This is a genomic window from Candidatus Bathyarchaeia archaeon (genome assembly GCA_038873195.1).
GTDB lineage: Archaea > Thermoproteota > Bathyarchaeia > Bathyarchaeales > Bathycorpusculaceae > DSLH01.
Genome location: JAVZEV010000001.1, coordinates 1369910 through 1395625, shown reverse-complemented (window position 1 = coordinate 1395625; position 25716 = coordinate 1369910). Strand labels below are relative to the sequence as shown.

Sequence of the window (25716 nt, the reverse complement as noted above, 5' to 3'; positions counted from 1 at the left end):
TCATTGCACCCCCAAAACAGTGGCAACCCCACGAATGTAAGGACCACCATTCCCCACATACAACGCTTGCATCGGGTCGCCTTTGCCACATCCAGGCAACGGCACAAGCTCCACATCTTTGGTAGCAGCGTTTATACTTTTGAAGAATTTAGGCGCAGTAGACGTTAAGGCTACGTCCCGCAAATGCGTTGTTAACTCGCCGTTCTTTATCTCATAAGCCTCCTGCGCACTAATTGTCCAGTTATACCGCTTATCATCTATGGACGGATGCCGCATACACGAAATCAAATATCCACGCTTAGTGTCCTCAATAAGCTCATCCCTCTTCCATTCACCCTCGCCCAAAAAAGTGTTAGACATGCGAATCAACGGGATATACTCGAACGTTATCGCCCGCATCCCCGCGTTCGGCTCAACACCAAAAATGGCAGCGGTCTCGCGGCTGTGCATGTGCCCTTTTAAAACACCCTTTTCAATGAGCACTTTCCGCTTGGCTTTCACGCCTTCGTCGTCGTAAAGAAAGTAGCCAAGAGTGCCAGCAACCGTAGGGTCATCATACGCCGTGAAATAGTCTGAGCCTATTTTCTCGCCAATCTTGTCAGCCCACCATGTTGTCCCAGCCCAAGCAGCCTCACGTCCAAGAACTCTGTCCGCCTCGCTTGGATGCCCAACAATCTCATGCGTAAGCAAAGCAACATAATTGCTGTCTAGAACAACCACCGCGTCCTTCTCTGTCTTGACAGCCTTAGCCTTCAGCAAACTCTCTGCTTTTCTTCCAGTCTCCGCGCTTATTTCTTCCATGTCTTTTTTCTGAAATATTTCATAACCGCCAGAATGCCCCGTCATTTTCTCATAAAACTGCGTCACATCGCCTTTCTTAGCGTCAGCCTTCAAACCAACCCACGCTACAGAATTAGAAAAACGAATGTTTGCGCCTTCACTGTTCACGAAGACTTTGTCAATTTTTATTCCCGTATAGTCAACTGTGCCTCGAACAATTCTTTTTGAAGTGTGCAGTTTTTTCTCCCATGTCATCATCTCTTTAAGCTTATCCTCAAAAGCCACATTTTCCAAGTCAACCTTTACCTTAGTCTCGTAAGAAATCTTGTACGCTTTGGTAGGCGCAAGCTTGACTGGCGCATGGACATGCCGGCTTGATGCTTTTGCTATTTTGAATGCAATTTCCACCGCTTGCTTAACTCCATTTTTACTTAAATTTGTCGTTGACTGAAAACCCCATGCACCATTAACCAGCGTTCTAACGCCCAATCCACGCTTCCGATTAATGACTCCACGTTGAACCTTGCCATCAGCAACGGTTATAAGCTCATTATAATGGTCTTCAAGCCTCACATCCACGTAATCCGCGCCAAATTTAACCGCATAACCCACAGCAAACAGCGCCAAATCTTCTTCCATAAGCGATTCCAACCAGCCACGTACCCATTTTTAGGCTTTAATTTAAAAGTCTTTGCCAAATCATCACCATGCTTTTGCAATAAAAATGTTTAAACAAAATGTCCAAGCGCAACTTTTCTATCCGAAAACAATGGAAAGTTTTTTATCTACCATCATATGAAACCATGGATACTGAGAATATTGGAGGAAATTAAATGGCTAAATGTCCAAAATGCGGAACCGTCGTCTCATCGCCAAAGAAGAAGTGGACAATGGCTGGACGCCCAGACAAATCAGGAAAAAGAATGCAGTTGGAAATCGGACTTTTCGACTGCCCCAAATGTAAGAAACCATTCCGAGAAGTCCTAAGCAAGAAGAAAGTTTAAACTCCACTCATCAGCGCTTCGCACTTACCCCCTCCTCCCCCCTATTTTTCAACTGCTTAAAAAGCGGTAAGTTTTAAAGCATAGAAGCCTAAAACAACAAGAACTCCCAATACAAAGAAGGCACAAAATTGGCAACGGCAACACTCAAGAAACTGTGGAAAAACGAGTATGTCCAAACTATAATAACGATTCTCTTAATGTTGGGCATAGTTTTCGGGTTCTGGTATGGTGTACAGTTTGCGCTTAACACTGAACACCCCGCATTAGCAGTAGCCTCCACAAGCATGCTGCCAACACTAAAGGTAGGCGACCTAATAATAGTCCAAGGTGTACCACCAGAACAAATCCACGCCAACTACCTCGACGGAGACATCGTCGTCTTCAGAAACAAATCTAAACCAGAAGACCTTATTGTCCACAGAGCCGTCAGAATAGAAAACACCAGTAGCGGCTACATCATCTACACAAAAGGAGACAACGTTCCCGGAGAAAGAGACCAATTTTCTCCTTGGCCCGCATCCCTACTTGTTGGAAAAGTTGTGGGAAAAATTCCTTGGGTTGGCAATTTAGCGCTGCTTATGCAGTCGAAGGCAAACATGTATCTGTTCACAATTGTAATCATCATTATAATTGTGTTGTTTCTGACGTTTCCCTTTGAAAGTGAAAAAGAAGAGAAACAAGGTGAAAAGACAGTGATATGGAAAGAGAAGAAACTGTTTGGAAAAATCAGCCTAAACATGGTTTATCTTCTTGTCATAAACATGCTAATCATAACTTTTATAGCCTTTAGTTTATGGGGAGCCTTCACTTTTTGGCAGCCCGGAGCCAACCCAGCGCAAAATGTTCCAATCCAGGGAATGTATCCTGACGTAGAGTTTCACGACAACTTCAGCAACGTTCACGAAGTTTATCTTATTTCCAACTTCCTATCCTACACAATCAATGCCAACGTAAGCGACGGTGCACATGAGGGAATACGATTGGGTGTTCCAACCTTCTCGTGGGCTCAAGCTGCAATAATTCTCTTGATAATGGTGGACGTTTGGGAACTGGTGAAATTTCTGAGACGTAGGAAAAAGGTGGAAACCGTTGTTGAGGCTCAAAAGCCTATATTAACAAAATAGTACACTTAGGAATATGCAGTCAAAGCCACGCAAACTAGGTTTTGCAAAACTTCAAGACGTCTGCAAAAGAAGACTTCTAAAGATTGTTATATTCCTTTTAGTGTTGACTGTTGGACTTTTAGGTTTTTGGTTCGCATTAAAATTTGCGTTGAACACAGAGCAGCCTCTGCTTCTTGTTTCTTCAGGCGACATGTGCGCTGTGCAAGGCTCATGTGATGGTTTTACGCATCCGTTTGAACATACGCTGCATAGAGGAGACATAATAGTGGTTCAAGGAGTAAGCGCAGAGAACGTTAACTCTGAATATCCAAACAGCGACATCGTAGTTTTTCGTACACCACAAGCTGGTTCTTCTCAAGAAAGCGGAATAATCATAACACGGGTTGTAGCTAAAATAGAAGTGGACGGCGTAATCTATTTTCAGACGAAAAGTGACGGAAAAGGAATACACAAATGGCCTGAACCGCTGGGCGAAAGGGAATACGACGTTTGGTCTGATTACGCTGGAAACTGCACTTGGAACGGCATGATTTCGGAAAAGCTTCTGGTCGGTAAAGTTATTTTTCGAATTCCTTGGATTGGTCACATAGTATTTTTTGTATCTAACTATTCGGGTGTGTTAATAATAGTGGTTTTGATAATTCTTTTCATAATTGTTAAGTTTTGTATTCCCAGATTCAAAAAGAACATGAAACCACACATTAACATTATTCAGAAAGCACTTGCGTATTCTCTTCCATAAATATTTTTTAAAGACAAAAATGCATACAATAACCAAAATTATTATTGGAGTGACTATTCTGGAGTCTTCATACCATGGCTTTTCTATTGTGGAATTATATGGGATATTTGACCATAAAATGAAAGCGGTTGTTTCAACATTCGTATCTGAATAGAGATCTTCAGACCAAAGTTTATCTCCAGAGCGCCTGTAATGAGTGTGGATTCCTCCAGTAGACGCATTTTGTTGTCTCCATACCATTGTGACAAGTTTATCTTCAAAAGGCAGAATAGCATAGTCTAAGATGTTTTTTGCAATGTAAAGGAGACCTAACTTGTATGTTTCGTAGTGGTGATTCATTTGGTAGATTTTGTCTGCGATGCCGTAACCGTCCCACATTGAGATTACACGGTCAACGTATTGTCGGGCTTTGGTGTCGTTGCCTTTAAGGTGCTGGTCTAATGCTTCATAAATGCACAGGTCGGCATATTCATCCCAATCATTTATTATTTCTGTGGAGTTTGCAATATCATGTTTTATTTCATAACCAGATTGATTGAAAAGACTAATTTGAATGGAAAAATTAAATCCATTATGACTTGGAAGCGGAACACCAAAAATAGGGTCATGCTTGTAAGTTATGGGGAGTTTACAATCATCCTTTGGAAGATTATAGGTTTCAGTTATATTCTGAAGTTGGTTTCTTATTTTGTATGCAATGTCTGGTGCATAAGACAAAAGGCTGAAATAGGCAATCTTGTTATCTGTAATCCAAACCCATTTTGGGGCTACAGTAGGAGCATCGAAACAAAAATTTAATTCCGATACAAAACACCACTGCAGATAAGCAATGCACCCTTCTTTTCCACTTAGTGACGCTGAATGTGCATGATTTGGAATTAGTGACAAGACTAGTAGAAAACACCATAAAGGGGTTACTTTGAGCATCATAGCAGTTCACTCAGAAGCAACATTGTTTTATGAACTTTAATGAAAATCCAAGCGTAGTAAACACCATAGTCATTAGATTCCATTTTAATCATCACTAGACATATCGCTGGATACTTTGCAAATTGATACAGTTGTATGAGCATTTAAAAACATTGGGATTTTCCGAATCTCAAGGCATAATTTTCTCGAAGAATTGTTGACAAGAAATAGGTGTTTCCACTTTTCAGAACCTAATGCTTTATAAAGGGTATTTAAGCATTCACTATAAGAAGTGATGTTCATGCCGAAAGTTAAAGCTCAAATAAACATAGAAAACGTGGTTGCCTCCGCAACCTTAAACCAGAAAGTAGATTTGAACGCTGTTGTGAAAGGCTATCCAGGCGTGGAATATCGCCCAGAACAGTTTCCAGGGTTGGTGTTTAGGCTTAAGCGGCCGAAGACGGCTACCTTGATTTTTAATTCTGGAAAGATGGTTTGTACCGGAGCAAAATCAGAGAAGGAAGCGCGCAGAGCTGTCATGAAAGTTATTAAGGAACTGAAGAAGGGCGGAATAATAATCATTAGCAAGCCGGAGCTGAAAATACAGAATATTGTGGCTTCTGCAAGCTTAGGCGGAATGATTGACTTGGAGAAGTCAGCGTACACGCTTGGCAAGACAATGTATGAGCCTGAACAGTTTCCAGGGCTCATTTATAGGATGGATGGGCCGAAGGTTGTTATATTGTTGTTTGCAAGTGGAAAGCTGGTTTGCACTGGTGCGAAGAAAGAGCAGGACGTTTATGACGCGGTGCATAAACTCCATAATATACTGGAAGAGCAGCAATTAATATTCTACGAGTAAACCATTAAAAGCTACATTTTTTGACTGCTTTTTTATCTCTTTTTAATTTGCTTCAGAATGGTTTTTAGTTGTTCCTCATCTATTGCGCCGGTTTCATATAGCTTGTTAGCTATTTCGTGAATGGTGATAAGCGAGTGCAGTTTTATTCCACTTTTCGCCAGTTTTTCTTTTCCGCCTTCTTCTCTATCCAGAAGCACAACAGCATCAGTCACAACACCACCTTCAGCAGTTATGGCTTTTGCCGCTTTCTTTAAAGATAAACCGGTCGTGATTAAGTCGTCAACCAACAGTATGCGGTCTCCAGGCGCTAGGATTCCTTCGATTCTTCTTTGTCTTCCGTGTAAGCGTGCGCCTTTACGGACGTAAATGAATGGTTTTTGTAAACTGTAGGAGATTATGGATGCGAATGGAATGCCTGCTACTGGAATGCCGGCTATTCTTTCAAAGTTTTTTGTGTTCACTTCGGTTTTGATGAAATCTACGCAGAAGTTGCAGATTTCTTTGAAAGCGTCTGGAAAGCTTGGCACTATGCGCAAGTCTATGTAGTATGGGCTTATTTTTCCGCTTGTAAGCTTGAAGGCTCCAAACTGCAAGGCACCTATTTTGTTTAGAATTTTGCAGATTTCGATTTTGACGGTTTCTTTGTCTTTTGTTGCGGGCACTGTGTCACGTCCTTTTTCCCACTTGGTAGATTTTGCCAACCTCCGGTATTAAGCAGTTGACTTTGGGCATTTCCTTCTTTAATAAGTCAGCAAATTTCTTTTGGTCTGCGGGTGAGCCCGTGTGGTATGGAACGGCTACTTTGGGCTTTGTCAATCTTGCAATTTCCACGCCCGTTTCGGGTGATGCGCCGGGCGCTATTCCAACTGTGCAGAATACCACATCAAATTTTTCTTTTTCGCTCATAGTTGCCATTTCTGGAAAGGGTAGGCTGTCTGCGGTGTGGAAAACTTTGACGCCGTCCTCGCTTGTGATTATGAAAGTTGTTGGTGTGGCTGCTGGTGGATGGTTGCATTTTTCCGCTTTTACGGAGACTTCGCCAATTTTGACTTCTGAGCCGGGCTGAACTTCTTGCAGTTTTTCTGAAGGAATTGCGTTTCGCAGTTTTCTTGCGGATGTTGGGTCTGCCACGACCATGCACTGTGTTAGTTTGTGAATTTCTGAAATTAACGGCTGGTCCAAGTGGTCATAATGTTCATGCGTGATTAATATTGCGTCTACGTTCTGAAAATTTTTGGCTTTTACGTCAACTGGGTCTATTACGAATGTTTTGGATGGAGTTTTTAGGGTTACTCCAGCGTAGCGATTAAACCATACGAATAGGATTTCGTTTTTTGCGGGAGATTTTTCGATTGACATGCGTGATTCCTCACAATCATATAATTAGCGTGTTTATGTTTTTAAAGAACTTGTGCTGTTGATAAAGGCTTAATAGTTGCTGTTTGCGTGTTTCAATATTCAAAGTGGTGTCCTGATGGTTGATGTTTGGCTTCCTTACGGAAAAACAGAAGTCTGCGTAAGAATCCCCACCAGAAATTTTCTGGGTACAATAGAGCCACACGAGAAGCCCGGCGTGCCAGACGCTAAGGCTGAAATTGAAAGAGCCTTAAAAGAACCCGTTGGCTCCAAAAGGTTAAGCGAAATTGTTAAGCCAGAACATAAGGTGGCGATAGTTGTTGATGACGCAACCAGACCCGCACCGAGCCATCTTATGGTTCCGCCAATTTTAGATGAGTTGAACGCTGCTGGAGTTAAAGATGAAAATATAACCGTAATTTTTGCTTGCGGAACCCATAGGGCGGTAACTCAAGAAGAAGCAGTCAAGTTGTTAGGCGAAGCAGTGGTTAACCGCGTGAAAACAATAAGCCACAATTGCAGAGCCCAAGATTTGGTTTATGTTGGCACAACACCGAAATACGGAACTAAAGTGTATTTGAATCGTGTTTTCGCCGAAGCACACGTGAGAATACTGACTGGCGACGTGGGTTTTCATTATTATGCTGGTTATGGCGGCGGAAGAAAAAGCGTCTTGCCCGGAGTTTCAGGTGAAGAAACAATAAAGAACAACCACGCCATGATTCTACACCCGGATGCAAAAACGGGCGTTCTAAAGGGAAACCCAGTCCACGAGGACATGATTGAAGCCGCAAGATTAGCCAAAGTAGATTTCATTTTAAATGTTGTAGCAAACAGCAAAGGCGAAATCGTCAAAGCCTTCGCAGGCGACTTAGAACAAGCCTTTTACGAAGGAGTCAAGGTCGTTGATGAAATGTACCGCGTAACCGTGGACCGCAAAGCGGATATAGTCGTCGTCAGTCCCGGTGGCGAACCAGCAGACTTGAACCTTTTCCAAGCTTACAAGGGCGTTGACAGCGCTTTAGAAGTAGTTAAACGCGGCGGCGTGATAATTTTGGTTGCCGAATGCCCAGAAGGACATGGAAACCAAGTGTTTTATGATTGGATGGTTAAGTTTAAGGATTTAAAGGCTGTTGAGAAGGAGATTAAACGCAATTTTGTTTTAGGCGGACATAAAGCCTATTATCTTATGAAGGCTTTGCAAAAGGTTCAGATAATTTTGGTTTCTGCAATGCCAGACTATTATGCCACGAGCATTTTCAAGCTGAAAACCGCCAGAGCAGTGAATGACGCTTTGAATGATGCTTTCAACATTGCTGGAAAGAACGCGAGAGTTTGGGTCATGCCCTATGGAAACTTCACCCTACCAGAAGTCAAAATAACCGAAGAACAAACCATTCCTGCAAGCAGTTAAAAACGGAAAATTGATTAACCCTTCTCTGGTTTATGCAATAAGACAAACTGGGAGACGAAAATTTGCAGCAAACCTTTAAACTACGCAAATTCACAATGGACGACCTTCGCAGTGTAGTGCATATTAACATGGTTTGTCTGCCAGAAAACTACACAGACTTCTTCTTCATCGATTTGCACCAGAGATTCCCAGAAACTTTCATTGTTGCAGAGGAAAATGGCGAAGTTGTAGGTTACATAATGTGCCGCATGGAGTTGGGCTTGTCAAATTTTGGGTTTAAGGGCTTAGTGAAGAAGGGACACATCGTTTCAGTGGCTGTTCTGCCTCAATACAGACGCAAAGGCATCGGAGAAGCTTTAGTCACCAAGGCCATTGAAGGCATGCGATTATACAATGCAAAACAGTGTTTTCTGGAAGTTAGAGTAACTAACACTCAAGCAATAAACCTTTACAAGAAACTTGGTTTTCAAGTAACCCGCACAATTCACGGTTACTACGCTGACGGAGAAGACGCTTACCTAATGAGCCTCGAGCTTAAGCAAGGCAAGGACGAGTAAAGCTAAACGTATGCAATTTCTGCTTTTTCACTCATGAAGTTAATAGCGCCAAGCACAGACTTTGCCAATCCCAAAAGGCTGAGCAGTATAGCGATTGACAGGAATATGCGGAGGTCGACAAGCAAGTTCATGTTTTCGAAGGAAAAGTCAATTACGCCGCCTTTTAAGGAGAAAATCAAGTAGCCTATGACAAACAAGGCTTTGGCTGCGTCGAAAAAGAATCGGTAGATTGTTCCAGAAGTAAGCTCGCCAATAACCATCAAAATAACGTACACCATAACAAAAGCTTCGATAACTTGTTGCAAGCCCGGAACCAGAGCGGCTGCTTGAGCCAAAAACATTGTCCACAAAACAAAGTATACAACGTAAAAAATGACGCCTTTTACTGTTGCCTTTAAGGCTTTGAACGTGAACTTCTTAAGTTTTGTCTTCAGATTATCGGTTGTTTCAACCATATGGAATCACCAAAGGTCCATAATTGAAAATGGGAGTTAGAAAGTAAACTTCGAAATATCCGCTGCGGGTCAGCTTTGTTGCTGGTACGTAAAACTTCACGTAACCATTATAGAAGGAATGTTGTAAAGCGTCAATAGCGGTTTGGCTTTCGCCCACAAGCAACTCAGCGTTATTATACATTTTAACTTGCATTGTTCCTGTGACATCGAAAAATGCGTGATTCTCAAAGCTCACCGGCACCGTAACTCGTACGTTTGTTGAGTTAAACGCGACATGCTCGGGTGTTCCTAACATGAAATTATAGAATGGCGCGCCCCACGGGATAGACATGTTTGTTGAGGCTTGAACTGGAATCACTTCTGCAACACCCATGCCTAATGCCGTGAAGATTTTCAGTTCAGTGTCGTTGAAAAGGTAGTTTTGGTTGCTCTGCATCAAATCGTTAAAATTAACTGTCATGTTGTGGGTTGCAGTTACTTTTTCACCGCTCTTAATAAGCGGTGTAGATGAAGAACCTTCAGCAATTACGTGTCCATTTTCGTCTGAAACTTTGGTTGTTACGTTGAAGAAGCCAATGTTGTAAAAGCCCTTGTTTGTGATGGTTACTGGAAGAGAAAAAACCATTTCGCCATCCTCGGCGAAGTTCATTTGTGGTTCGCCGAATTCGAAACTCACATCTTTAACTGAGTAAACTGCGGTTATTGCAAATATTATTAGAAAAATCCAGAAAATTGTTGTGGCTATGCCTATCATTCGAATTGGTATTTGCATAGTTATTCCTTTTCCGGCATTTTGCAAAGGTGCTTATTGACTGGGTTGTTGGGGAGAAGAATTGTTTTTCTGCTGTTCCTTTTGTTCGGCTTGTGGCTGTGATTGCGGTTGCGGTTGTGTCTGGGCTACTTGTTCAGGCGGTATGACGACAAACTCTGGCTCTGAAGGCTTAGTTTCTGGCTTCTGTTCTTTTTGCGGTTCAGCTTTTCCTTTCTGAGGAGTTAGTTTTGGTTGAGGTATGGCTATGGCTGGCTTTTGAGGAGCAGCAACTTCAGTTTTTGGCGCGTTGACTAGTAATGTTACGCCTCTTATTGTGAGCAGTGAGCCTATCCATCCCATTACTCCAAGATACATTATTCTTATACACGTCGCAATAAGAGGAGCTAATGCCTCGCCGAATACTCCAACCAAGTCGCTTGAAGTCAAAATCGCGAGGCTTTGTGTTAAGAATCCGTAGGCGCTTATGAAAGTGGCTATTAACAGGGCTACGCCAATCATTAGCACGATTATTCCGGAAAGGGTCATCTTTTCTTTAAAGTTCTTGAGCATGACTCTGGCCCCGTTTAGGTGATTGTTGGAAAACATATTAAATCTTCTGATATACTAAACAAAATCGTAATTAACTATCAAAAATCAAAAACAGAAATTAAGAAAAATGGAGAGGCGTTAAATTCCAAGTTTCTGATAAATCTTCTGCTTGTTCTCTTCGACCTTCTTTGCAACATCCATGAAAATGTTGTTTCCATGCGAGTCAATAGCCACAGCCAAAGGTCCAAAATCTTCAACCTCAAAAATCCACAGGGCTTCTGGCGTGCCTAAATCAAGCCACTCGGCGCTTTTGACGTTTTTTATGGCTTTCGCAGCAAGTATTGCGGCTCCGCCGGTGAAAGCGCCATAAACAGCGCCATACTTTGCCATTGCGTCTGTTGTTTTTTTGCCCATTCCACCCTTGCCTATTACAACTCGCACTTTGAAGTTTTTGATGAACTCGTCCTCAAAAATGTCCATCCTCGTGCTTGTTGTTGGTCCTGCGGCAACGGCAATCCATTTTTCGCCTTCTTTGCTCACGACTGGACCGCAATGGAAAACGGCTAGTCCTTCAAGGTTAAGCGGTAAAGGCTTGCCTTGGCTGTGATATTCAAGGGCTCTTCTGTGTGCTTGGTCACGTGCGGTTACTATTGTGCCAGTTATGTATATTACGTCGTTCACTTTGAGTTTGCGAATCTCTTCTTCTGATATTGGCGTTTTAAGATGGTAAACAGCCATGCTTTTCACCTCACTTTTTCATTTTGTGAGTTAAGTATTCTACGGTTCCGTCTGCATTAATCCTTGCAGAGGCTTGTCTTGCAGCCCAACAGTTGAACGCGACGGCTGCGGGAAACGATGCTGGATGTCTAAAAGCGTAGTCGATGTGCACGCCTAGCACTGTGGTTTTGCCGCCAAGCCCCATCGGTCCAATTCCAGTCATGTTTGCAGCTTCGAAAATTTCCTTCTCAAGCTTGGCAATTTCCGGGTTTGGATTTGGCTCGTTCAAGGGTTTCAGAAGCGCCTTCTTAGCCAGTTTCATGGATATGTCGGCTCCGCCTCCCATGGCGATGCCTAAAATTGTTGGCGGGCACGGTTGCGCTCCAGCCTTAATAACAGCATCTATAACGAACTTTTTAAGTCCCTTTATTCCTTCGCCGGGCACAAGCATTCCTGTTATGCAGACATTTTCGGAGCCTCCGCCCTTCGTCATAACGGTTAATTCTATGCTGTCGCCGGGCACAATTTCCCAGTTCACGTGTGGTATGAATCTTCCAGTGTTGTCTCCGCTGTTTTTCTGTGTGAATGGGTCAACGGCGTTTGGGCGCAACGGAATTTCTTTTGTGGCTTTTCGCACAGCGTTTACGAGTGCCTCTTCGATTTTGTCAAGGTCTTTAGCTTTCGAACCAGCTTTTACATAGAATATTATTGTGCCTGTGTCTTGGCAAACTGGCGCTTGATATTTTTCGGCGAGTTCAATGTTGTCCAGAATTGCCTTCAGCTGAGTCTTACCAGTTTCGCTTGTTTCTTCTGCGTAAGCCTTCTTTAACGCTTGTTTAACGTCGTCTGGCAAGTAAATCACGGCTTGTTTTAGAATGTTAAAAGCGACATTTTCCACAATTTTCGTTTTCTCCATGCTTTTTCTCCTCTTGCGTTTTCGGTTTTATGAACAATTCACGTACTTATACCTTATCTTGAGTTGCAAGCAAAATAGAAGATAATTTTAGGCAAACTAGGCAGCTTTCTTTGTAACATCTGACCTTGCGAACCTTAGATAAGTTAACACAACAAAAATGGCTGTGTACACCGCTATGATGGCAGTTGCAAGTTTAACGTCTCCAACATTCGTAAATGTTAAGCCACTTACAAGCCAGCTGTTGGGAAGTAAATTAAGATCCATCGCCAAACTTGGAGGAAGAGCCGTTGCACTCCATGTTGGAAGCAGTTGACTGATATCCTTGTAAAACTGTCCAGGTAAGAAAAGCAGATAGGTGCCTACTATTTGCGAAACTAAAAATACACCGAAGCCAGCAAACATGGCAAGGTTGCTTCTTCTGAGAACTTCGCTGAACATGAATGTTAAAGAGTAGAATACAAGTGAAGCATATATGATTGCTGCAAATATGAGCGGAACAAAATGAATGTTCCGCTGAATCCCGAAGAAAACAAAAGATAAAACCACGCCAGTAATTGTTGTGATAGTCTCCACTAAACATAATAAGAGAAAACCACCAAAGAATTTTCCGGCAAGATACTCTGCTCTCGTAATGGGTTTTGAAAGCAATACATCAGCTGTTCCTTGTTCATATTCTTCTGACATTGAGCTTCCAGCAATCTGTATTGCTATGAGTTGGATGAAAAGGCTTTGACCACTTAAAACCCCAACGACCCACATGTTTTCCCTAGCTTCTCTTTGGAGATAGGACAATGGAATTTGAGATAGGGCGATGAACGGTAGCGCTTCAAAAACTATAGCTAGAATAGACAGCACTATTACCCACTTCTTTGCTAAAGCTCTTCTCCATTCATACCAAAGTATCACAGCTATCCTTTGCATGGCGCTCATCTATTCGCCTCCTTTCAAAGCCTGAAGATATGCGTCTTCTAAGGTAGCTTTTTGAAAGTTTAAGCCCAGCAAAACTCCTTTGTGTTTAAAGATTTCTGAGGATATTTCACCACGCAAATCCTTCTTTTCCCTCAGCAATATCATTAACTTATTTCCGTTAATCTTCACATTCTCAACATAATCAAGTCTTCTGACGGCTGAAACTACCTCTTCAGTAACCTTTTCCAGCTCAACTTCCACAATCCACTTTTCTGTGAACGCTTCCAAAACCTGCGATATAGGACCACTAAATACTATCTTTCCCCTATTAATCATTCCAACATGAGTGCATATACGTTGAACCTCATCCAAAAGATGAGAAGAAATAAAAACTGTTTTTCCCTCTTTAGAAAGACCTGCAAACAAATTTCGGAAGTGTGCCGTAGCTTCTGGGTCCATTCCTATCGTGGGCTCATCCATAATAAGAACTAACGGGTCACCAACAAGAGCCAAAGCTACTGACAATCTCTGAACCATGCCTTTACTGTACTTTCCAATTTTTACGTTTCCCCAATCTTGCAAGCCCACAGTTTCGAGAAGTTTGCTTATTCTTTCCTTTCTTTGTTGCGTTGATAAACCATACATCTTACCCATTAAATCTAACAATTGTTCTCCGGTGAAAAAAGCTTGAAGAGTTGGCAACTCCGGAGCGTACCCCACGATTTTGAGAGCATTAACCGGGTCTTCTGATGGGTTGACGTTTGCTATTTGAACTTCGCCTTGGTCAGGTTTTAACAAACCCAGCATGGTTCTTATTGTAGTTGTTTTTCCTGCACCATTTGGACCCAGATAACCGTAAACCCAACCTTTATCCACCGTGAAAGAAACATTGTCTAGTGCCTTAAATTCTCCATAATATTTTGTCAAATCCGAAACTGTTATGACTGGCTGAGACACCAAAGATTCACCAAACTTAAACAGTCAAGCGTGACGTTCTAAGATATTTAAGAATTTCCACAGTTCACTTTAACTTATCTCTCTATGGTTTCAGCGTTATTGCACTTCGCTTGTTTTAAATATGTCTTATCGTAACTCTCTTTTGGGCTGTTGGAAAGGAGAGTTTGTTTAATGGCTGAGGAAGAAACGAAAGAATGCGAATGCTCAAGCACACCGAGGAAAAAATTTGAGTTCCTAGAAGATTTACCAGGCATTGGTCCAGCTACTGCGCAGAAATTGAAGGAGCTGGGCTATCATACTGTTGAGTCTTTGGCTATGGCTACCGCCCGCGAGTTGGAACCAGTGGGAATAAGCGAGAAAAAAGCCTTCGCCATAATTGAAGCTGCACGGTCTTCTATAGGCATCTCATTCATCCGAGCCGATGAGCTTCTCAAAATGCGCCAGAATGTTTTGCGTTTAACATCGGGAAGTAAAGCCTTAGACAGAATACTCGACGGCGGATTGGAAACGCAGACAATAACCGAGTTCTACGGCGAATATGGCAGCGGAAAAAGCCAAATCTGCCACCAACTCTGTGTCAACGTGCAGCTACCTCCAGAGCGAGGCGGACTTAACGGTTCAGCCTTATACGTGGATACTGAAAACACGTTTAGAACCGAACGGATTGTGCAGATGGCAAGACACTTGGGACTAGACCCAACACAAGTGGTTAAAAACATCATTTACGCTGAAGCATACACTTCAGACCACCAAATATTCCTACTTGAAAACGCTGACCAAGTGATAAAAGAAAACAACGTGAAACTCATAATTGTCGACTCCTTAACAGCGCATTTCAGAAGCGAATACATCGGACGCGAAATGCTAGCTTCCAGACAACAGAGACTAAACAAACACATGCACAAACTCATTGGACTGGCAAGAGCCTTCAACGCAGTAGCTGTCGTTACAAACCAGGTTATGGCTAAACCAGACGTGTTCTTCGGAGACGCTGTCCACCCAATCGGCGGTCACATAGTAGGGCACACGAGCCACACGCGCGTTTACTTACGAAGAGCCGCTCATGGTCCTGTGCGGATTGCCCGCTTAGTTTCTAGTCCCTACTTGCCAGAAGGAGAGGAAATATTTAAAATAACTGAGAACGGCATAGAAGATGTTTCCGAAGAAGAAAAAACAAAGTCTCGTGGGCGCTAAAAATGCCTATTCCCTCAGCCTTAGTCACACGTTACTTCCAACTTTTAGTTAATAGACAATTTTCAGAAGCAGAACGCGAACTGGAAAGGCTCAAACAGAAAATACACAAAACAGAATGGAACCGCGGCTACTTCAGAGCCTTGTATGGAATGCTGCTTGCAAGACGAGCAAACAACAATGACTCTTATGCTTTCTTTTCAAAATTAGACTTAAACGATGTGCAAGCGCTACAGAGTTATCGGCGAGAGTTTCTAGGTCACGTGAAGAGTGGGCTTCACGGAGATTTTGACAGAGGCTTCTTCTCCGCTTGGGCTGACTGTATGCGCGTACTCAGCAGAATTGACATTGCAAACAACCCAAAAGCGAATAATACAGTGCCGGAAAAAGCGAAACCCGAAGCTTTAAGCGTTGAAAAGAGTCAAGTAACTATGGAGAAGTTTCTCGGCGAAAAAGCTTAGACTAAAGTAAAGTGCTTATTAACGTGTAGAATAGAATCCAGGAAACCAGCCACGTTAGAAAGTATATGCCTATTCCTGTCATGAAGAGTTTTCGTGGTTTCTCAACCACATGCATAAACTTCATTTTTATAACGTAATAGGACAGTATGTAAACAACTATTGCCAGGGATATGCCTGTCAAGAGTTTTGAAGATAATCCGAGGCTTTGGGGTAATGTTTCTGGCTGTTTTATTTCGAAATCGTCTCCGTACAGGTCTCCAGTGGCGTTTGTTGCACCGAACACTATTGCGCAGCTTTTTGTTCCTTGCGGTGCGGGAAACTCTTTTTCAATTAGTGTCCAACGTGAATAATTGCCTACTGATATTGGAATGTTGTCTTGTGCTAGTTGATTATTTCCTTCCGTGTCAGAGAACCATCTTATTGCCAAGAAAAACTGGTCCGCTAGGACTTCTCCTTTGAAAAAGCCCAATAGATGATACGTGTATTTTTCTTGGACTTGCTTGACTGTGCCAACCCATTCAGCGCTTGAATTAGCAACGTTTATTCTTAAACTCCTTGTTCCCGTTCGTGCATAATTTGTGCTCCATTCTGTAAGCGTTTGGTTTGAGGAAGACCAGTATTGTGGCGTTGTGTCTCCGTCTTCCCCAGAGCGATTGAAGACGAGGTTTGTGTAAATGAATCCAGTGGCGAAGCCGTAGCCTATGCAGATTAAAGCGGCTATAATGCCCAGCGCGAATCTTGACCAGTAAATTTTTGTTAAAGGCTTCATAGGGTCTCAGCGTCTTTGCATTTTATATTTTGGATTATGATTTAAAGTTGCCTATTTATAGTTTAGTGGTATTAGTTTTCTGGAGTGATGCCGTGTTGTTGGTGAAGCGGGAGTTTACGAGTTTTGATGTGGCGGCGGTGGTTCGAGAGTTAAGAGAGGCTATTTTGGGTTCTCGTGTTAACAATGTTTACCAGTTAGATGAGAAAACTTTGATTTTTAAATTGCATAAGCCTGATAAGCCTGCGTTTCGGTTGGTTTTGGAGGCTGGTAAGCGGTTGCATTTGACTTCTTATGTTTTGGAGAAGCCTGTGGTGCCGCCTGCTTTTTGTATGGCTTTGAGGAAGTATTTGCGGAACAGTTGGCTTATTGGTGTTGAGCAGTATGAGTTTGAGAGGGTTGTGGTTTTTTCGTTTAAGTCGAAGGCTGGTGGGTTGCGGCTTGTTTTGGAGGTTTTTGGTGATGGTAACGTTGTTTTGGTTGATGAGAAGGGTGTGATTTTGCATGCTTTGAGTTATAAGCGTATGCGGGACCGTGATGTTGTTCGGGGTGGGGTTTTTCGTTTTGCGCCTTCGGGTGGAAAGAACCCGTTTAGGGTGAGTAAAGCGGAATTTAGAGATGCGCTTGCGAAGTTTGGTGATGTTGAGGTTGTTAGGGCAATCACGCGTCTTTTAAGCATTGGTGGGCTTTATGCGGAAGAAGTTTTGTTAAGAGCGGGAATAGACAAGACCAAGCCATGTAATGTTCTTGGCGATGCTGAAGTTAGCTTGATTTTTGATTTGTTGCATGAGATGCTTTCTCAGGTTTTGGATGGTAAGCTTGAGCCTTTGGTTGTTTTGGATGAGGGAGGCGGGTTGGTGGATGTTGTGCCGGTTAAGCTTAGGCGTTATGAAAGTTTTAGGTTTGAGTCTTATGGGAGTTTTAATGAGGCTTTGGATGAGTTTTATGTTAGAGTTGCGGCGGTGGAGAAGGCTGCGGCTGGTGTTGATGTGGAGGTTTTGCGTCGTGAGGCTGAGAGGCTTAGGCGTGTTGTTGCTGGTCAGGAGGAGATGATTGTTGAGGGTGAGGGTAAGGCTGAGAGGGATAGGCGTGTTGGCGATTTGATTTATGCGCATAGTGGTGAGCTTCAGAGTTTAATGGAGTGGTTTTTGGCTGCTAAAAAGGGTGGAAAAGAGTGGGATGAGATTGTTGCGCAGGCTTTGGCTGAGAAGCGTTCTGGGGTTAGTCCTTGGTTGTTTTTTGAGTCTTTTGATGCTAAAAATATGGTGTTGTGGGTTTGTGTGGATGGTTTGCGGTTTGATTTGGATTTGTGTAGTAGCGTGTTTGGGAATGCTGCGAGGTTTTTTGAGAGGAGTAAGCGTGCTAGGCAGAAGTTGGAAGGTGCTAGGGCGGCTTTGGAGGATACGCGTAAGAAGTTGGTGGAGGTTGAGGCTAAGATTGGGGAGGCTGAGATGTTCGAGGGTGCGAGGCCGGCTGAGGTTTTGGAGGATATGGTTAGGCGTAAAGTTAAGCATAGGGAGTGGTTTGAGAAGTTTAGGTGGTTTGTTTCTTCGGATGGTTTTTTGGTTGTTGCGGGTAAGGACGCGGTGAGTAATGAGGTTTTGGTTAAGAAGTATGTGGAGGCGGAGGATGTGGTTTTTCATGCTGATGTTGTTGGTGCGCCGTTTGTTGTTGTTAAGACTGAGGGTAAAGTGCCGGGTGAGCAGACTTTGCGGGAGGCTGGGGAGTTTGCTGCTGCTTTTTCGCGTGGTTGGCGTGAGGGTTTTGGTGTGGTTGATGTTTATTGGGTTAAGCCTTCGCAGTTGAGTAAGGGTGGGTCTTCTGGTGAGAGTGTGCCTCGTGGGGGTTTTGTTGTTCGTGGTGAGAGAAATTGGATGCGTAATGTTCCGCTTAGGGTAGGCGTTGGTGTTGCTGTGAATGAAGAAGAAGGACGGATTCGCGTCGGCGGTGGTCCAGTGGATGCTGTTAAGGCGAAGAGTGACGCGTATGTTGTTGTTGTGCCTGGAGACATGGCGGGTAAAGAGTTGTTTAGGCGGATTTTGAGGAGTTTGGCTGCGAAATTGCCGAAGGAATATCGGGAGATGGTTGCGGAGGCTTCTGTTGAAGCGATTAGAGAGTTTATTCCTTATGGTAAGGGTAGAATTTTGGTGGAATGATTTTTAACGGTGATGCAGTTTTGTGTTAGGTTGGTGTTTGAGTAAATTCTAATATATGTTTAATTTATGATATAACGGTAGGGTATGGTTGATGCTGGATGAGTTTGGGTAAGCCTACAGAAATGACACTGCGAGATTTGCTTGTTGAAGAGCTTAAGCGTAGAGGCGTGGTTGTTGAGTTATTTTCAATTGAAGATAAATTGAAATAAGAAAACTGAAATATAGTGGCTGGGAACCATTATGATTAAGTGGTGGGCGCTTCAAGGAGACCCTCGAGACTGGTGGCGTAGTCTTAGAGATATTAATAGTGAAACACATGAGATATTATGGGCTTTCAGCGAAACTGGGAAACATTTTTACGACGATGTCAGTGAAGGTGATAAGGTTATTTTGTTTACAACACGAGGCAAAGGCCCAGATAAAAAACCAGAACGTGGTGTAATCGGCGTAGGTGTAATATCACAAAAATTAGGGCACGACAATTCTCCCTACTGGCCAAGGTCAAGTCCAAGTGGAGATAACTGGCCTTGGAGATTTAAAGTTAAAATAGAGTTGCTTTCTCCGAAAGCACAAAAAGGACTCAGCCCTAATTTTTGGGATGATGTGGTACCAATAAGTCCGCCTTACATTATACAATCTTCTCTGGCCCCAGTTGAAAACAGGACTGCTAACTATATTTTAGAAATTCTCAAAAAAGAGTGGGCTGTCCAGTTGTCATTTGAGAGCAAAGTCTCAATAGATGAAACACTTTCAAAGCATAAGCTGTTAATAAACAAAGAAACTGCCAATGAGATTCTTGCTCATCTTAACTCCGGAAAGCACGTTATAATTGCAGGTCCGCCAGGTACCGGAAAAACCGAGCTGGCAACATGCGTGGCTGAAACTCTTAACAAAGAGCCCTACCTGGTTACAGCAACGTCAGAATGGTCAAGGCATCATGTCATTGGTGGCCCTGTAGTATACGGCGACAAGGTGTTATGGGAGTCCGGCTGCCTTCTCATTGCATTATCAAAACACACTATGAACAGAAATAAAAAAGAGGGGTATACTGGGTGTCTCTTGATTATCGATGAATTTAACAGAGCTAATATGGACAAAGCCTTTGGAGAACTTTATACGATATTTTCTTCGACTGATCAAGCGAAGTGGTTCATTCCAGAAACGGTTTTGCAACAAATAAAAATGTATTATGATAAAGGCAAAGATCTTTGCGATGAGCCCGCAAGGGTTATAATCGAAAATGGATTAAAGGTTGTGCCTAGCGACTTCAGAATAATTGGTACTATCAATACTTTTGACAAAAGTTACCTCTACACGGTGTCTTATGGATTAATGAGAAGATTTGCAACAGTTTATTTGGACGTTCCCAAAGATTCAGAAGCTGAAAAATTAATTGTAAAGGACAAAGTAAAGGAACTTTTGCAAATTTCTCTCGAAGCAGATGTTGCGATAGATGAATTTTTCGGGATAATTCAAGAGATAAGAAGCATTAGGAGCATAGGAACTGCGCAAATAATTGATGCAGCGAAATTCGTAACTAGTTACATGAGTGAATATAAAGGAGTAGATAGGCGTCAAATTATTGATTCTGCGCTTGTTTCGTATGTTGCGCCTCAACTCGAAGGACTACTTGAAAATCAATACAAAAAGGTGAAAGAAATACTCGACGCACGTGAAATGCATTTAATATTACGCCAACTCCAAGAGATGTATCCTACATATGAGTAATACATTACAAATCTCTGAACAATATAGCGAAAAATCATATGCTGAATACATGGCTAACCGTATTTGGCAATTCCTTTTGTATTACTATCATCGAGAAGAGCTTCGAGAAAGGCTTATTCTAAATATTTATGGAAAACCTATGGAAATCGCAGCAGAATTCATAAGCGCTTTGCGCCTACACGTCTTTTTTCATGAACTCGTTACTACAATAATTCCTTTAATTAAAAGGCGAATTAACTTTGAAGAAAACGAAATTTATGTGCCGGTTACCGAAGGTTTACTCAAAGGCAGAATCTCATGGCCTGAGACATTACTAAAGTGGAAGAATATACCGCGAGAGATACACTGCTTAGAACCTTTTAAGGTCTTTACAATTCCGGAAAATATCCTAACAACATTAACAATCCTCGAAGTTAAACAGAATTGTTATGAGCTTAAAAGAATACTTGATGTTGCCTTGGCTACCCCGAACTTTTTCATGCACAGAATTCTCGAGCAATTGCTCGGTGAGGCACGTAGAGCAATTGCGCTGTTAGATGGGGTCTTACAAACTCCACAACTGAGAGCGGCTGTTGATGATGCTAAAAAATATCAAGGCAACGAAATGTTAATTAAATTTCTTGAGGCTTCGGTCGAAAAGAGCGTATATTCTCGCACAAAAACAAGCATAGGTTATATCTTATTATTGAGATGGAGACGTAAATTTAAGCAACAAATATCTTTCTTGCAAAAAGAGCTCCGTAGTCATTATGCTGTTCTTCGCATACCTGTTCCTAAGCTCTATGAAATTTACGGTCTCCTTGAGATTGTAAATGCATTCTGTCGTATTTTGGTACCTTATGAAATACGATTCGACGCAAATCAAGCCACGGTCAGCATAAAGAGCAAGTACAAAGTGTGCTCTATCAAAATCTACTACAACAAAACATTCGATGCCCTTAACAGTTGGGTGGCAAATGCGACACGAGAAGGCTTAATTAATGGACCAATAGAAACAGGGTTTACGAAGGGCATACCCGACACTATCCTAGAAATTCAATTCAACGGGGACAAGAAACAATTTGTTGTATTAGATTACAAATTTAGTTCAGCTCCAACATACATTACTATGTCAAGATACAAAATTCTTGGTTATATGAATGAATACGATATCCCCGTTGGCGTCTTAATTATTAGAAAACCAAGCATAGAAAGCGAAAAAATACCCGAAGAGCTCAATGAGGAAGAAGTAAGAGACACTATTCAAACAGTGTCTCGAATCGATGAAAAGGGAGGAGTTCTTCTTGCTGACCCAGGAGAGAAGAGAAAGCTAATCTTAGTTATTTTGGAGCCAAGAAACGATTATGAAAAACGAAATGAAGAAGCGTTACGGAGAGCAATGGATAAAATATTATCACTAGAAACATAAGAACGAAAACCAATAGCTTAAGGTACTTGATTTTGATGATGAAGAGATTAACCTCATTCTTGGCAATCTCTATCTAGCTTTAGCAAGAACAATAGAACAACTAAAAATCCTAATGCAAGAATAAACCTTCATAATAAATGATTGAGAGTTTAAAAACAAACGATAATCAAGAGCGGGGTACATTGCAAGAAGACAAACAAATCATCCAAAAGCAAGTTCTAACCACCACTTCAACCTATTTATAAGGGAGGGGCTATAGCTTCCGCACAGCACAAAAACACACTAACTAGTAAATGGGCTTTGACGTTCCCACCATGACATTGCTCCTCACCCTTTCTCCTCCAGCCAGCCTTGCAAGGCCATATATTACATAGGAGGTGATCCGGCCGCAGGTTCCCCTACGGCCACCTTGTTACGACTTTTCCCCCCTCACGAAACTTGGATTCGACGCAGCCAACAAAGACCACGCCTCACCCAAAAGTCGCTCGGGTGGAACGACGGGCGGTGTGTGCAAGGAGCAGGGACGTATTCACCGCGCGATGATGACGCGCGATTACTAGGGATTCCATGTTCACGAGGGTGAGTTACAACCCTCGATCCCAACTACGGCAGGCTTTCGAGATTACCTCCCCCTTTCGAGGTCGGAACCCATTGTACCTGCCATTGCAGCTCGCGTGTGGCCCGGGAGATTCGGGGCATACTGACCTGCCGTGGCCCGCTCCTTCCTCCGCCTTATCGGCGGCGGTCTCCCCGGTGTGCCCAGCACAAGACTGGTAGCAACGGGGGATGCGGGTCTCGATCGTTGCCTGACTTAACAGGACACCTCACGGCACGAACTGGCGACGGCCATGCACCTCCTCTCAGCTTGTCTGGCAAGACCTTTAATCTGGCCTTCACCCTGCTGTCGCTCCCGGTGAGATTCCCGGCGTTGACTCCAATTAAACCGCAAGCTTCACCCCTTGTGGTGCTCCCCCGCCAATTCCTTTAAGTTTCAGCCTTGCGGCCGTACTCCCCAGGCGGCAGGCTTAACAGCTTCCCTGCGGCACTAGAGCGGCACGTGGCCGCTCTAACACCTAGCCTGCATCGTTTACAGCTGGGACTACCCGGGTATCTAATCCGGTTCGCTCCCCCAGCTTTCATCCCTCACCGTCGGGCGCGTTCTAGCCGACAGCCTTCGCCACTGGTGGTCTTCCCGGGATTATAGGATTTCACCCCTACCCCGAGAATACCGTCGGCCTCTCCCGCCCCCTAGCCGAACAGTATCCCCCGCAGATCAACGATTAAATCGCTGGATTTAACGGAGGACTTGCTCAGCCAGCTACGGATGCTTCAGGCCCAATAAACGTCCCCACCACTCGGAGAGCTGGTATTACCGCGGCGGCTGACACCAGACTTGCCCTCTCCTTATTCCCCCAGCTATCTACACTGGGGAAAAGCCATCCTCAGCGGACGGCACTCGGGATAGCTCCGTCACGCTTTCGCGTATTGCGAAATTTTCGTAACTGCTGCGCCCCGTAGGGCCTGGGTCCTTGTCTCAGTACCCATCTCCGGGCTACCGCTCCCACGGCCCGAACCGGTTAAAGGCTTGGTGAGCCGTTACCTCACCAACAACCTGATCGGCCGCGGCCCCATCCTTGGGCAACGCCTAGAAGCATGATCTAAGCGCCTTTTGGGCGAAGATCCATTCCAGGAGTCTTCACCTATCGGAAATTAGCCCCAGTTTCCCGGGGTTGTTTCCGTCCCAAGGGTAGGTTGGCCACGTGTTACTGAGCTGTGCGCCGCGTCTCCATCATGGCTTGGAGACGCACGACTAGCATGTCTTAGTCCCATCCCGATAGCAGTGGGGTCCGGCAGGATCAACCGGAGTTGTTGCTCCGTGCTGACCACAAGCCAGACGTTTATTGTGGTACAGCCGGCAAAGCCGACTGGATTTGGAGGGGAAATTGCCACTGAACGTCAAAGCCCATTTCAGACCTAACGTGTGAGCGTGTCAGGTCCACATGTTTGTCCCCGCAATTGGAGGCCAACCGTCCTCATCCTGTAGGGCGTTTAAACGCCTTTGTAGTTGGGGTTGAGCCGCCGCCGAGAATTGCGGGGCTTGGCTAATTAGTCGCCAAAATGAATTTGAAGGCGACTTAGCCGATATAAACATTTCTTTTCGCTCTAATATATGTTCTTATTTACTGCTCAACAATCTTCAAGATGGAAAGTAATTCACTTAAGCGTGCGATAACCTTGTCTAGTTTAACATTAGCATATTCTCCCCTGGGAACTTCCTTTGTCAATATGGTAACTATTTTAACACTCTGAGAACCTGCAACATCCAAATCCTAAAGTATCGCCGACAAAACCGCTTTGAAAGTTTCCGCATTTAAGACTTCAAGTACTATTCTGAAAATTTTGATACGCCTTGACGTTTTTATCTCAGGTTTATAGTTTGGAGATGTATGAAAAATGTTGAAAACAGGGTAAAATTAGCTCTTAACGCTATGCCAATTTCCGTGGTCTCCGAACAAATATTTGACAGAACTGGTTGAGCGTGCAAGAATGTTAATTAACCGCAGAATCGGGTAGAAAGGCGTGTAATAGAGCAGAGCTCTGTAATTGTGTTTATTGTATGCGTACTTTAGGGCTATGGCTTGGTTTATTACGCCTATGAGCAAGCCGTAAGACGCGAATACTAGCAAGTTGATAACAAAGAATATTTGGTCAGGAGCAAACCAAAAGAGAAATGGAAACGCAAATAAAGCAGCCAAATCCACAAAAGCGCCGCCATACTCAAAAATATAGCAGTACCACAAAAGCAAGCTTAACCAAGACCTTTTCAGCAGTAAATCTTTATGAATGCCTAAAGTGTTGTGGAGCCAGCCGGTAAACCATCTTAAGCGTTGATTCCACAACATGCTAAATGAAGATGGAACAACCGTCAAACTTGTTGCAACATTAACGTAGCCAACATGCGCACCTTTCTTATGCATTTCCAGCGTTATTTCCAAATCTTCAGTAACAGAACGCAAACTCTTTTCATCTAGAATTCCACGCAAAACATCTGCATCATACAAGCCTATGGCGCCAGAAACAACCAATACATTATTGCCTAAGGACTGGGCACAGCGAGCTACTCCTAACCCTTGACTATACTCGAGCTGCTGCAAAACCACATATGGATTCACTTCGGCATTTCCGTCTGAAGGATGCACATAACCCGTTACAGCCTTTTTGCCATTAAGAAGCATGAAATCGACAAGCCTAACCAGCGTATTTGGCATCCACCAAGAATCTGCATCAACAATACCTATCAAACCGCCTAACGCTTTACTCACGCCGGTTTTGATAGCTTCAGATTTGCCAAGATTTGCAGAATGCCTGATAACTTTTCCACGTATGTGTGGATGTTTTCTGCGGTTAAGTTCTACGGTTGCCCAAGCAACTTCATAGGTGCAATCGGTACTTCCATCATCTACAACGATGATTTCGCATGGTCCATGATAGTTCTTGGCACATTTGAAGAGACTTTCCAAGCAACGTGAAATGTTTCGCTCCTCATTGTATGCTGGAACAATAAGAGAAACCATGGGATAATATACTTGCTTTGCACTGTCCCGTCGAGTTTTTGCAACCCATGCAGCAACTGCCCAAACTCCTGCAATACCTATGGCTAAAAACGTGTACCAACTGTAGAAAAAGAAGACAATCGAGTGCCAAAGCCAATTTGGTGGTTGTGCTGCTACGTTGTATCCAAAAACCCGCGTTATGAGCCAATCTGCGAATAAGGGGAAGAACTGCCATGAAACATAAGCCAGAATAACGGGTATAAGAAAAAGTAGATAAACTGCTTTGGAATGTTTCAGTTCTTCCAGTTTTATGGGCAAGTCTATCCCCTTAGTAACCAGGTTCGAAGCTTCTCCTTTCCACGATTGAACAGTGTTTTCTTTAGATAAAGCAACTATTCCCAACGAAACAATATTCTAAAAAGAAGAGCACATCCCTAAGAACATGTTTTA

General features: G+C 43.3%; 23 protein-coding genes and 1 rRNA gene. 10 read left to right on the top strand and 14 right to left on the bottom strand.

Annotated elements, in window-relative coordinates; translation table 11 throughout:
* Window positions 1-1431, bottom strand: coding sequence for a TldD/PmbA family protein (locus QXW63_07785; GenBank protein MEM3461792.1), 1431 nt, complete (start codon window positions 1429-1431; stop codon window positions 1-3).
* 182 nt (window positions 1432-1613) lie between these two features.
* Between QXW63_07785 and QXW63_07780 the strand changes: the two genes are divergently transcribed.
* Together QXW63_07780 and QXW63_07775 are read left to right on the top strand one after the other, a co-directional pair.
* Window positions 1614-1784: a chorismate-binding protein gene (locus QXW63_07780; GenBank protein ID MEM3461791.1), complete on the top strand. Its 171-nt coding sequence runs from the start codon at window positions 1614-1616 to the stop codon at window positions 1782-1784.
* A 128-nt stretch (window positions 1785-1912) separates the two neighbouring features.
* Window positions 1913-2908, top strand: a complete 996-nt coding sequence (locus tag QXW63_07775) for a signal peptidase I (protein MEM3461790.1) — start codon at window positions 1913-1915, stop codon at window positions 2906-2908.
* A 619-nt stretch (window positions 2909-3527) separates the two neighbouring features.
* On the opposite strand, the gene QXW63_07770 is transcribed toward QXW63_07775, so the two are convergent.
* Window positions 3528-4577, bottom strand: coding sequence for a hypothetical protein (locus tag QXW63_07770; GenBank protein MEM3461789.1), 1050 nt, complete (start codon window positions 4575-4577; stop codon window positions 3528-3530).
* A gap of 283 nt (window positions 4578-4860) precedes the next feature.
* Between QXW63_07770 and QXW63_07765 the strand changes: the two genes are divergently transcribed.
* Complete coding sequence (locus QXW63_07765) at window positions 4861-5421, top strand: TATA-box-binding protein (GenBank protein ID MEM3461788.1); 561 nt, start codon at window positions 4861-4863, stop codon at window positions 5419-5421.
* Between the two features lie 32 nt (window positions 5422-5453).
* Here the strand turns inward: QXW63_07765 and pyrE are convergent, their stop codons facing one another.
* Together pyrE and QXW63_07755 are read right to left on the bottom strand one after the other, a co-directional pair.
* Window positions 5454-6083: an orotate phosphoribosyltransferase gene (pyrE, locus tag QXW63_07760; GenBank protein ID MEM3461787.1), complete on the bottom strand. Its 630-nt coding sequence runs from the start codon at window positions 6081-6083 to the stop codon at window positions 5454-5456.
* A gap of 4 nt (window positions 6084-6087) precedes the next feature.
* Window positions 6088-6780 (bottom strand): MBL fold metallo-hydrolase, encoded by a 693-nt coding sequence (locus QXW63_07755; GenBank protein MEM3461786.1) that lies wholly within the window; start codon window positions 6778-6780, stop codon window positions 6088-6090.
* Window positions 6781-6895: 115 nt separating this feature from the next.
* Here QXW63_07755 and larA point away from each other — a divergent pair, with 115 nt between their 5' ends.
* Window positions 6896-8191 carry a nickel-dependent lactate racemase gene (gene larA, locus QXW63_07750; GenBank protein ID MEM3461785.1) on the top strand — a complete coding sequence of 432 codons (1296 nt, stop codon included), beginning with the start codon at window positions 6896-6898 and terminating at the stop codon, window positions 8189-8191.
* 62 nt (window positions 8192-8253) lie between these two features.
* Complete coding sequence (gene rimI / locus QXW63_07745) at window positions 8254-8748, top strand: ribosomal protein S18-alanine N-acetyltransferase (GenBank protein ID MEM3461784.1); 495 nt, start codon at window positions 8254-8256, stop codon at window positions 8746-8748.
* Window positions 8749-8750: 2 nt separating this feature from the next.
* On the opposite strand, the gene QXW63_07740 is transcribed toward rimI, so the two are convergent.
* The 7 genes from QXW63_07740 to QXW63_07710 all read right to left on the bottom strand — a co-directional run bounded on the left by QXW63_07740 (window position 8751) and on the right by QXW63_07710 (window position 14002).
* A complete protein-coding gene (locus QXW63_07740) occupies window positions 8751-9203 on the bottom strand; it encodes a hypothetical protein (protein MEM3461783.1) in 453 nt (150 codons plus the stop codon).
* A complete protein-coding gene (locus tag QXW63_07735; protein ID MEM3461782.1) occupies window positions 9196-9975 on the bottom strand; it encodes a hypothetical protein in 780 nt (259 codons plus the stop codon). The genes QXW63_07740 and QXW63_07735 overlap by 8 nt, the downstream gene beginning before the upstream one ends.
* Window positions 9976-10008: 33 nt before the next feature.
* The gene (locus tag QXW63_07730; protein ID MEM3461781.1) at window positions 10009-10524 is read right to left on the bottom strand and encodes a hypothetical protein; all 516 of its coding nucleotides are present in this window, start codon (window positions 10522-10524) and stop codon (window positions 10009-10011) included.
* 117 nt (window positions 10525-10641) lie between these two features.
* Window positions 10642-11241 (bottom strand): FumA C-terminus/TtdB family hydratase beta subunit, encoded by a 600-nt coding sequence (locus tag QXW63_07725; protein MEM3461780.1) that lies wholly within the window; start codon window positions 11239-11241, stop codon window positions 10642-10644.
* A gap of 10 nt (window positions 11242-11251) precedes the next feature.
* Window positions 11252-12136 (bottom strand): fumarate hydratase, encoded by an 885-nt coding sequence (locus tag QXW63_07720; protein MEM3461779.1) that lies wholly within the window; start codon window positions 12134-12136, stop codon window positions 11252-11254.
* 96 nt (window positions 12137-12232) lie between these two features.
* Complete coding sequence (locus QXW63_07715) at window positions 12233-13066, bottom strand: ABC transporter permease subunit (protein ID MEM3461778.1); 834 nt, start codon at window positions 13064-13066, stop codon at window positions 12233-12235.
* A complete protein-coding gene (locus QXW63_07710; GenBank protein MEM3461777.1) occupies window positions 13067-14002 on the bottom strand; it encodes an ABC transporter ATP-binding protein in 936 nt (311 codons plus the stop codon).
* 171 nt (window positions 14003-14173) lie between these two features.
* Between QXW63_07710 and radA the strand changes: the two genes are divergently transcribed.
* Window positions 14174-15196, top strand: a complete 1023-nt coding sequence (gene radA, locus QXW63_07705) for a DNA repair and recombination protein RadA (protein MEM3461776.1) — start codon at window positions 14174-14176, stop codon at window positions 15194-15196.
* 2 nt (window positions 15197-15198) lie between these two features.
* Window positions 15199-15654 (top strand): hypothetical protein, encoded by a 456-nt coding sequence (locus tag QXW63_07700; GenBank protein ID MEM3461775.1) that lies wholly within the window; start codon window positions 15199-15201, stop codon window positions 15652-15654.
* Between the two features lies 1 nt (window position 15655).
* On the opposite strand, the gene QXW63_07695 is transcribed toward QXW63_07700, so the two are convergent.
* Entirely contained in the window at window positions 15656-16423 is a 768-nt protein-coding gene (locus QXW63_07695) for a hypothetical protein (protein ID MEM3461774.1), read from the bottom strand.
* 92 nt (window positions 16424-16515) lie between these two features.
* Between QXW63_07695 and rqcH the strand changes: the two genes are divergently transcribed.
* From rqcH to QXW63_07680, 3 genes are all read left to right on the top strand, one after another.
* Window positions 16516-18576 (top strand): ribosome rescue protein RqcH, encoded by a 2061-nt coding sequence (gene rqcH / locus QXW63_07690; protein ID MEM3461773.1) that lies wholly within the window; start codon window positions 16516-16518, stop codon window positions 18574-18576.
* Window positions 18577-18816: 240 nt separating this feature from the next.
* Window positions 18817-20304 carry an AAA family ATPase gene (locus QXW63_07685; protein MEM3461772.1) on the top strand — a complete coding sequence of 496 codons (1488 nt, stop codon included), beginning with the start codon at window positions 18817-18819 and terminating at the stop codon, window positions 20302-20304.
* On the top strand, window positions 20297-21712 hold the full coding sequence (locus QXW63_07680; protein MEM3461771.1) for a hypothetical protein: 1416 nt from the start codon (window positions 20297-20299) through the stop codon (window positions 21710-21712). Before QXW63_07685 ends, QXW63_07680 begins: the two co-directional genes overlap by 8 nt.
* A gap of 372 nt (window positions 21713-22084) precedes the next feature.
* On the opposite strand, the gene QXW63_07675 is transcribed toward QXW63_07680, so the two are convergent.
* Window positions 22085-23579 (bottom strand): 16S ribosomal RNA (locus tag QXW63_07675).
* 607 nt (window positions 23580-24186) lie between these two features.
* A complete protein-coding gene (locus QXW63_07670) occupies window positions 24187-25668 on the bottom strand; it encodes a glycosyltransferase family 2 protein (protein ID MEM3461770.1) in 1482 nt (493 codons plus the stop codon).
* Window positions 25669-25716: the final 48 nt, after the last annotated feature.

Coding starts and splice junctions, on each gene's coding strand:
- QXW63_07780 (MEM3461791.1), top strand. CDS start 1,614: ATGGCTAAATGTCCAAAATGCGGAACCGTCGTCTCATCGCCAAAGAAG.
- QXW63_07770 (MEM3461789.1), bottom strand. CDS start 4,577: ATGCTCAAAGTAACCCCTTTATGGTGTTTTCTACTAGTCTTGTCACTA.
- QXW63_07765 (MEM3461788.1), top strand. CDS start 4,861: ATGCCGAAAGTTAAAGCTCAAATAAACATAGAAAACGTGGTTGCCTCC.
- QXW63_07755 (MEM3461786.1), bottom strand. CDS start 6,780: ATGTCAATCGAAAAATCTCCCGCAAAAAACGAAATCCTATTCGTATGG.
- larA (MEM3461785.1), top strand. CDS start 6,896: ATGGTTGATGTTTGGCTTCCTTACGGAAAAACAGAAGTCTGCGTAAGA.
- QXW63_07740 (MEM3461783.1), bottom strand. CDS start 9,203: ATGGTTGAAACAACCGATAATCTGAAGACAAAACTTAAGAAGTTCACG.
- QXW63_07735 (MEM3461782.1), bottom strand. CDS start 9,975: ATGCAAATACCAATTCGAATGATAGGCATAGCCACAACAATTTTCTGG.
- QXW63_07730 (MEM3461781.1), bottom strand. CDS start 10,524: ATGCTCAAGAACTTTAAAGAAAAGATGACCCTTTCCGGAATAATCGTG.
- QXW63_07725 (MEM3461780.1), bottom strand. CDS start 11,241: ATGGCTGTTTACCATCTTAAAACGCCAATATCAGAAGAAGAGATTCGC.
- QXW63_07720 (MEM3461779.1), bottom strand. CDS start 12,136: ATGGAGAAAACGAAAATTGTGGAAAATGTCGCTTTTAACATTCTAAAA.
- QXW63_07715 (MEM3461778.1), bottom strand. CDS start 13,066: ATGAGCGCCATGCAAAGGATAGCTGTGATACTTTGGTATGAATGGAGA.
- radA (MEM3461776.1), top strand. CDS start 14,174: ATGGCTGAGGAAGAAACGAAAGAATGCGAATGCTCAAGCACACCGAGG.
- QXW63_07700 (MEM3461775.1), top strand. CDS start 15,199: ATGCCTATTCCCTCAGCCTTAGTCACACGTTACTTCCAACTTTTAGTT.
- QXW63_07695 (MEM3461774.1), bottom strand. CDS start 16,423: ATGAAGCCTTTAACAAAAATTTACTGGTCAAGATTCGCGCTGGGCATT.
- QXW63_07685 (MEM3461772.1), top strand. CDS start 18,817: ATGATTAAGTGGTGGGCGCTTCAAGGAGACCCTCGAGACTGGTGGCGT.
- QXW63_07680 (MEM3461771.1), top strand. CDS start 20,297: ATGAGTAATACATTACAAATCTCTGAACAATATAGCGAAAAATCATAT.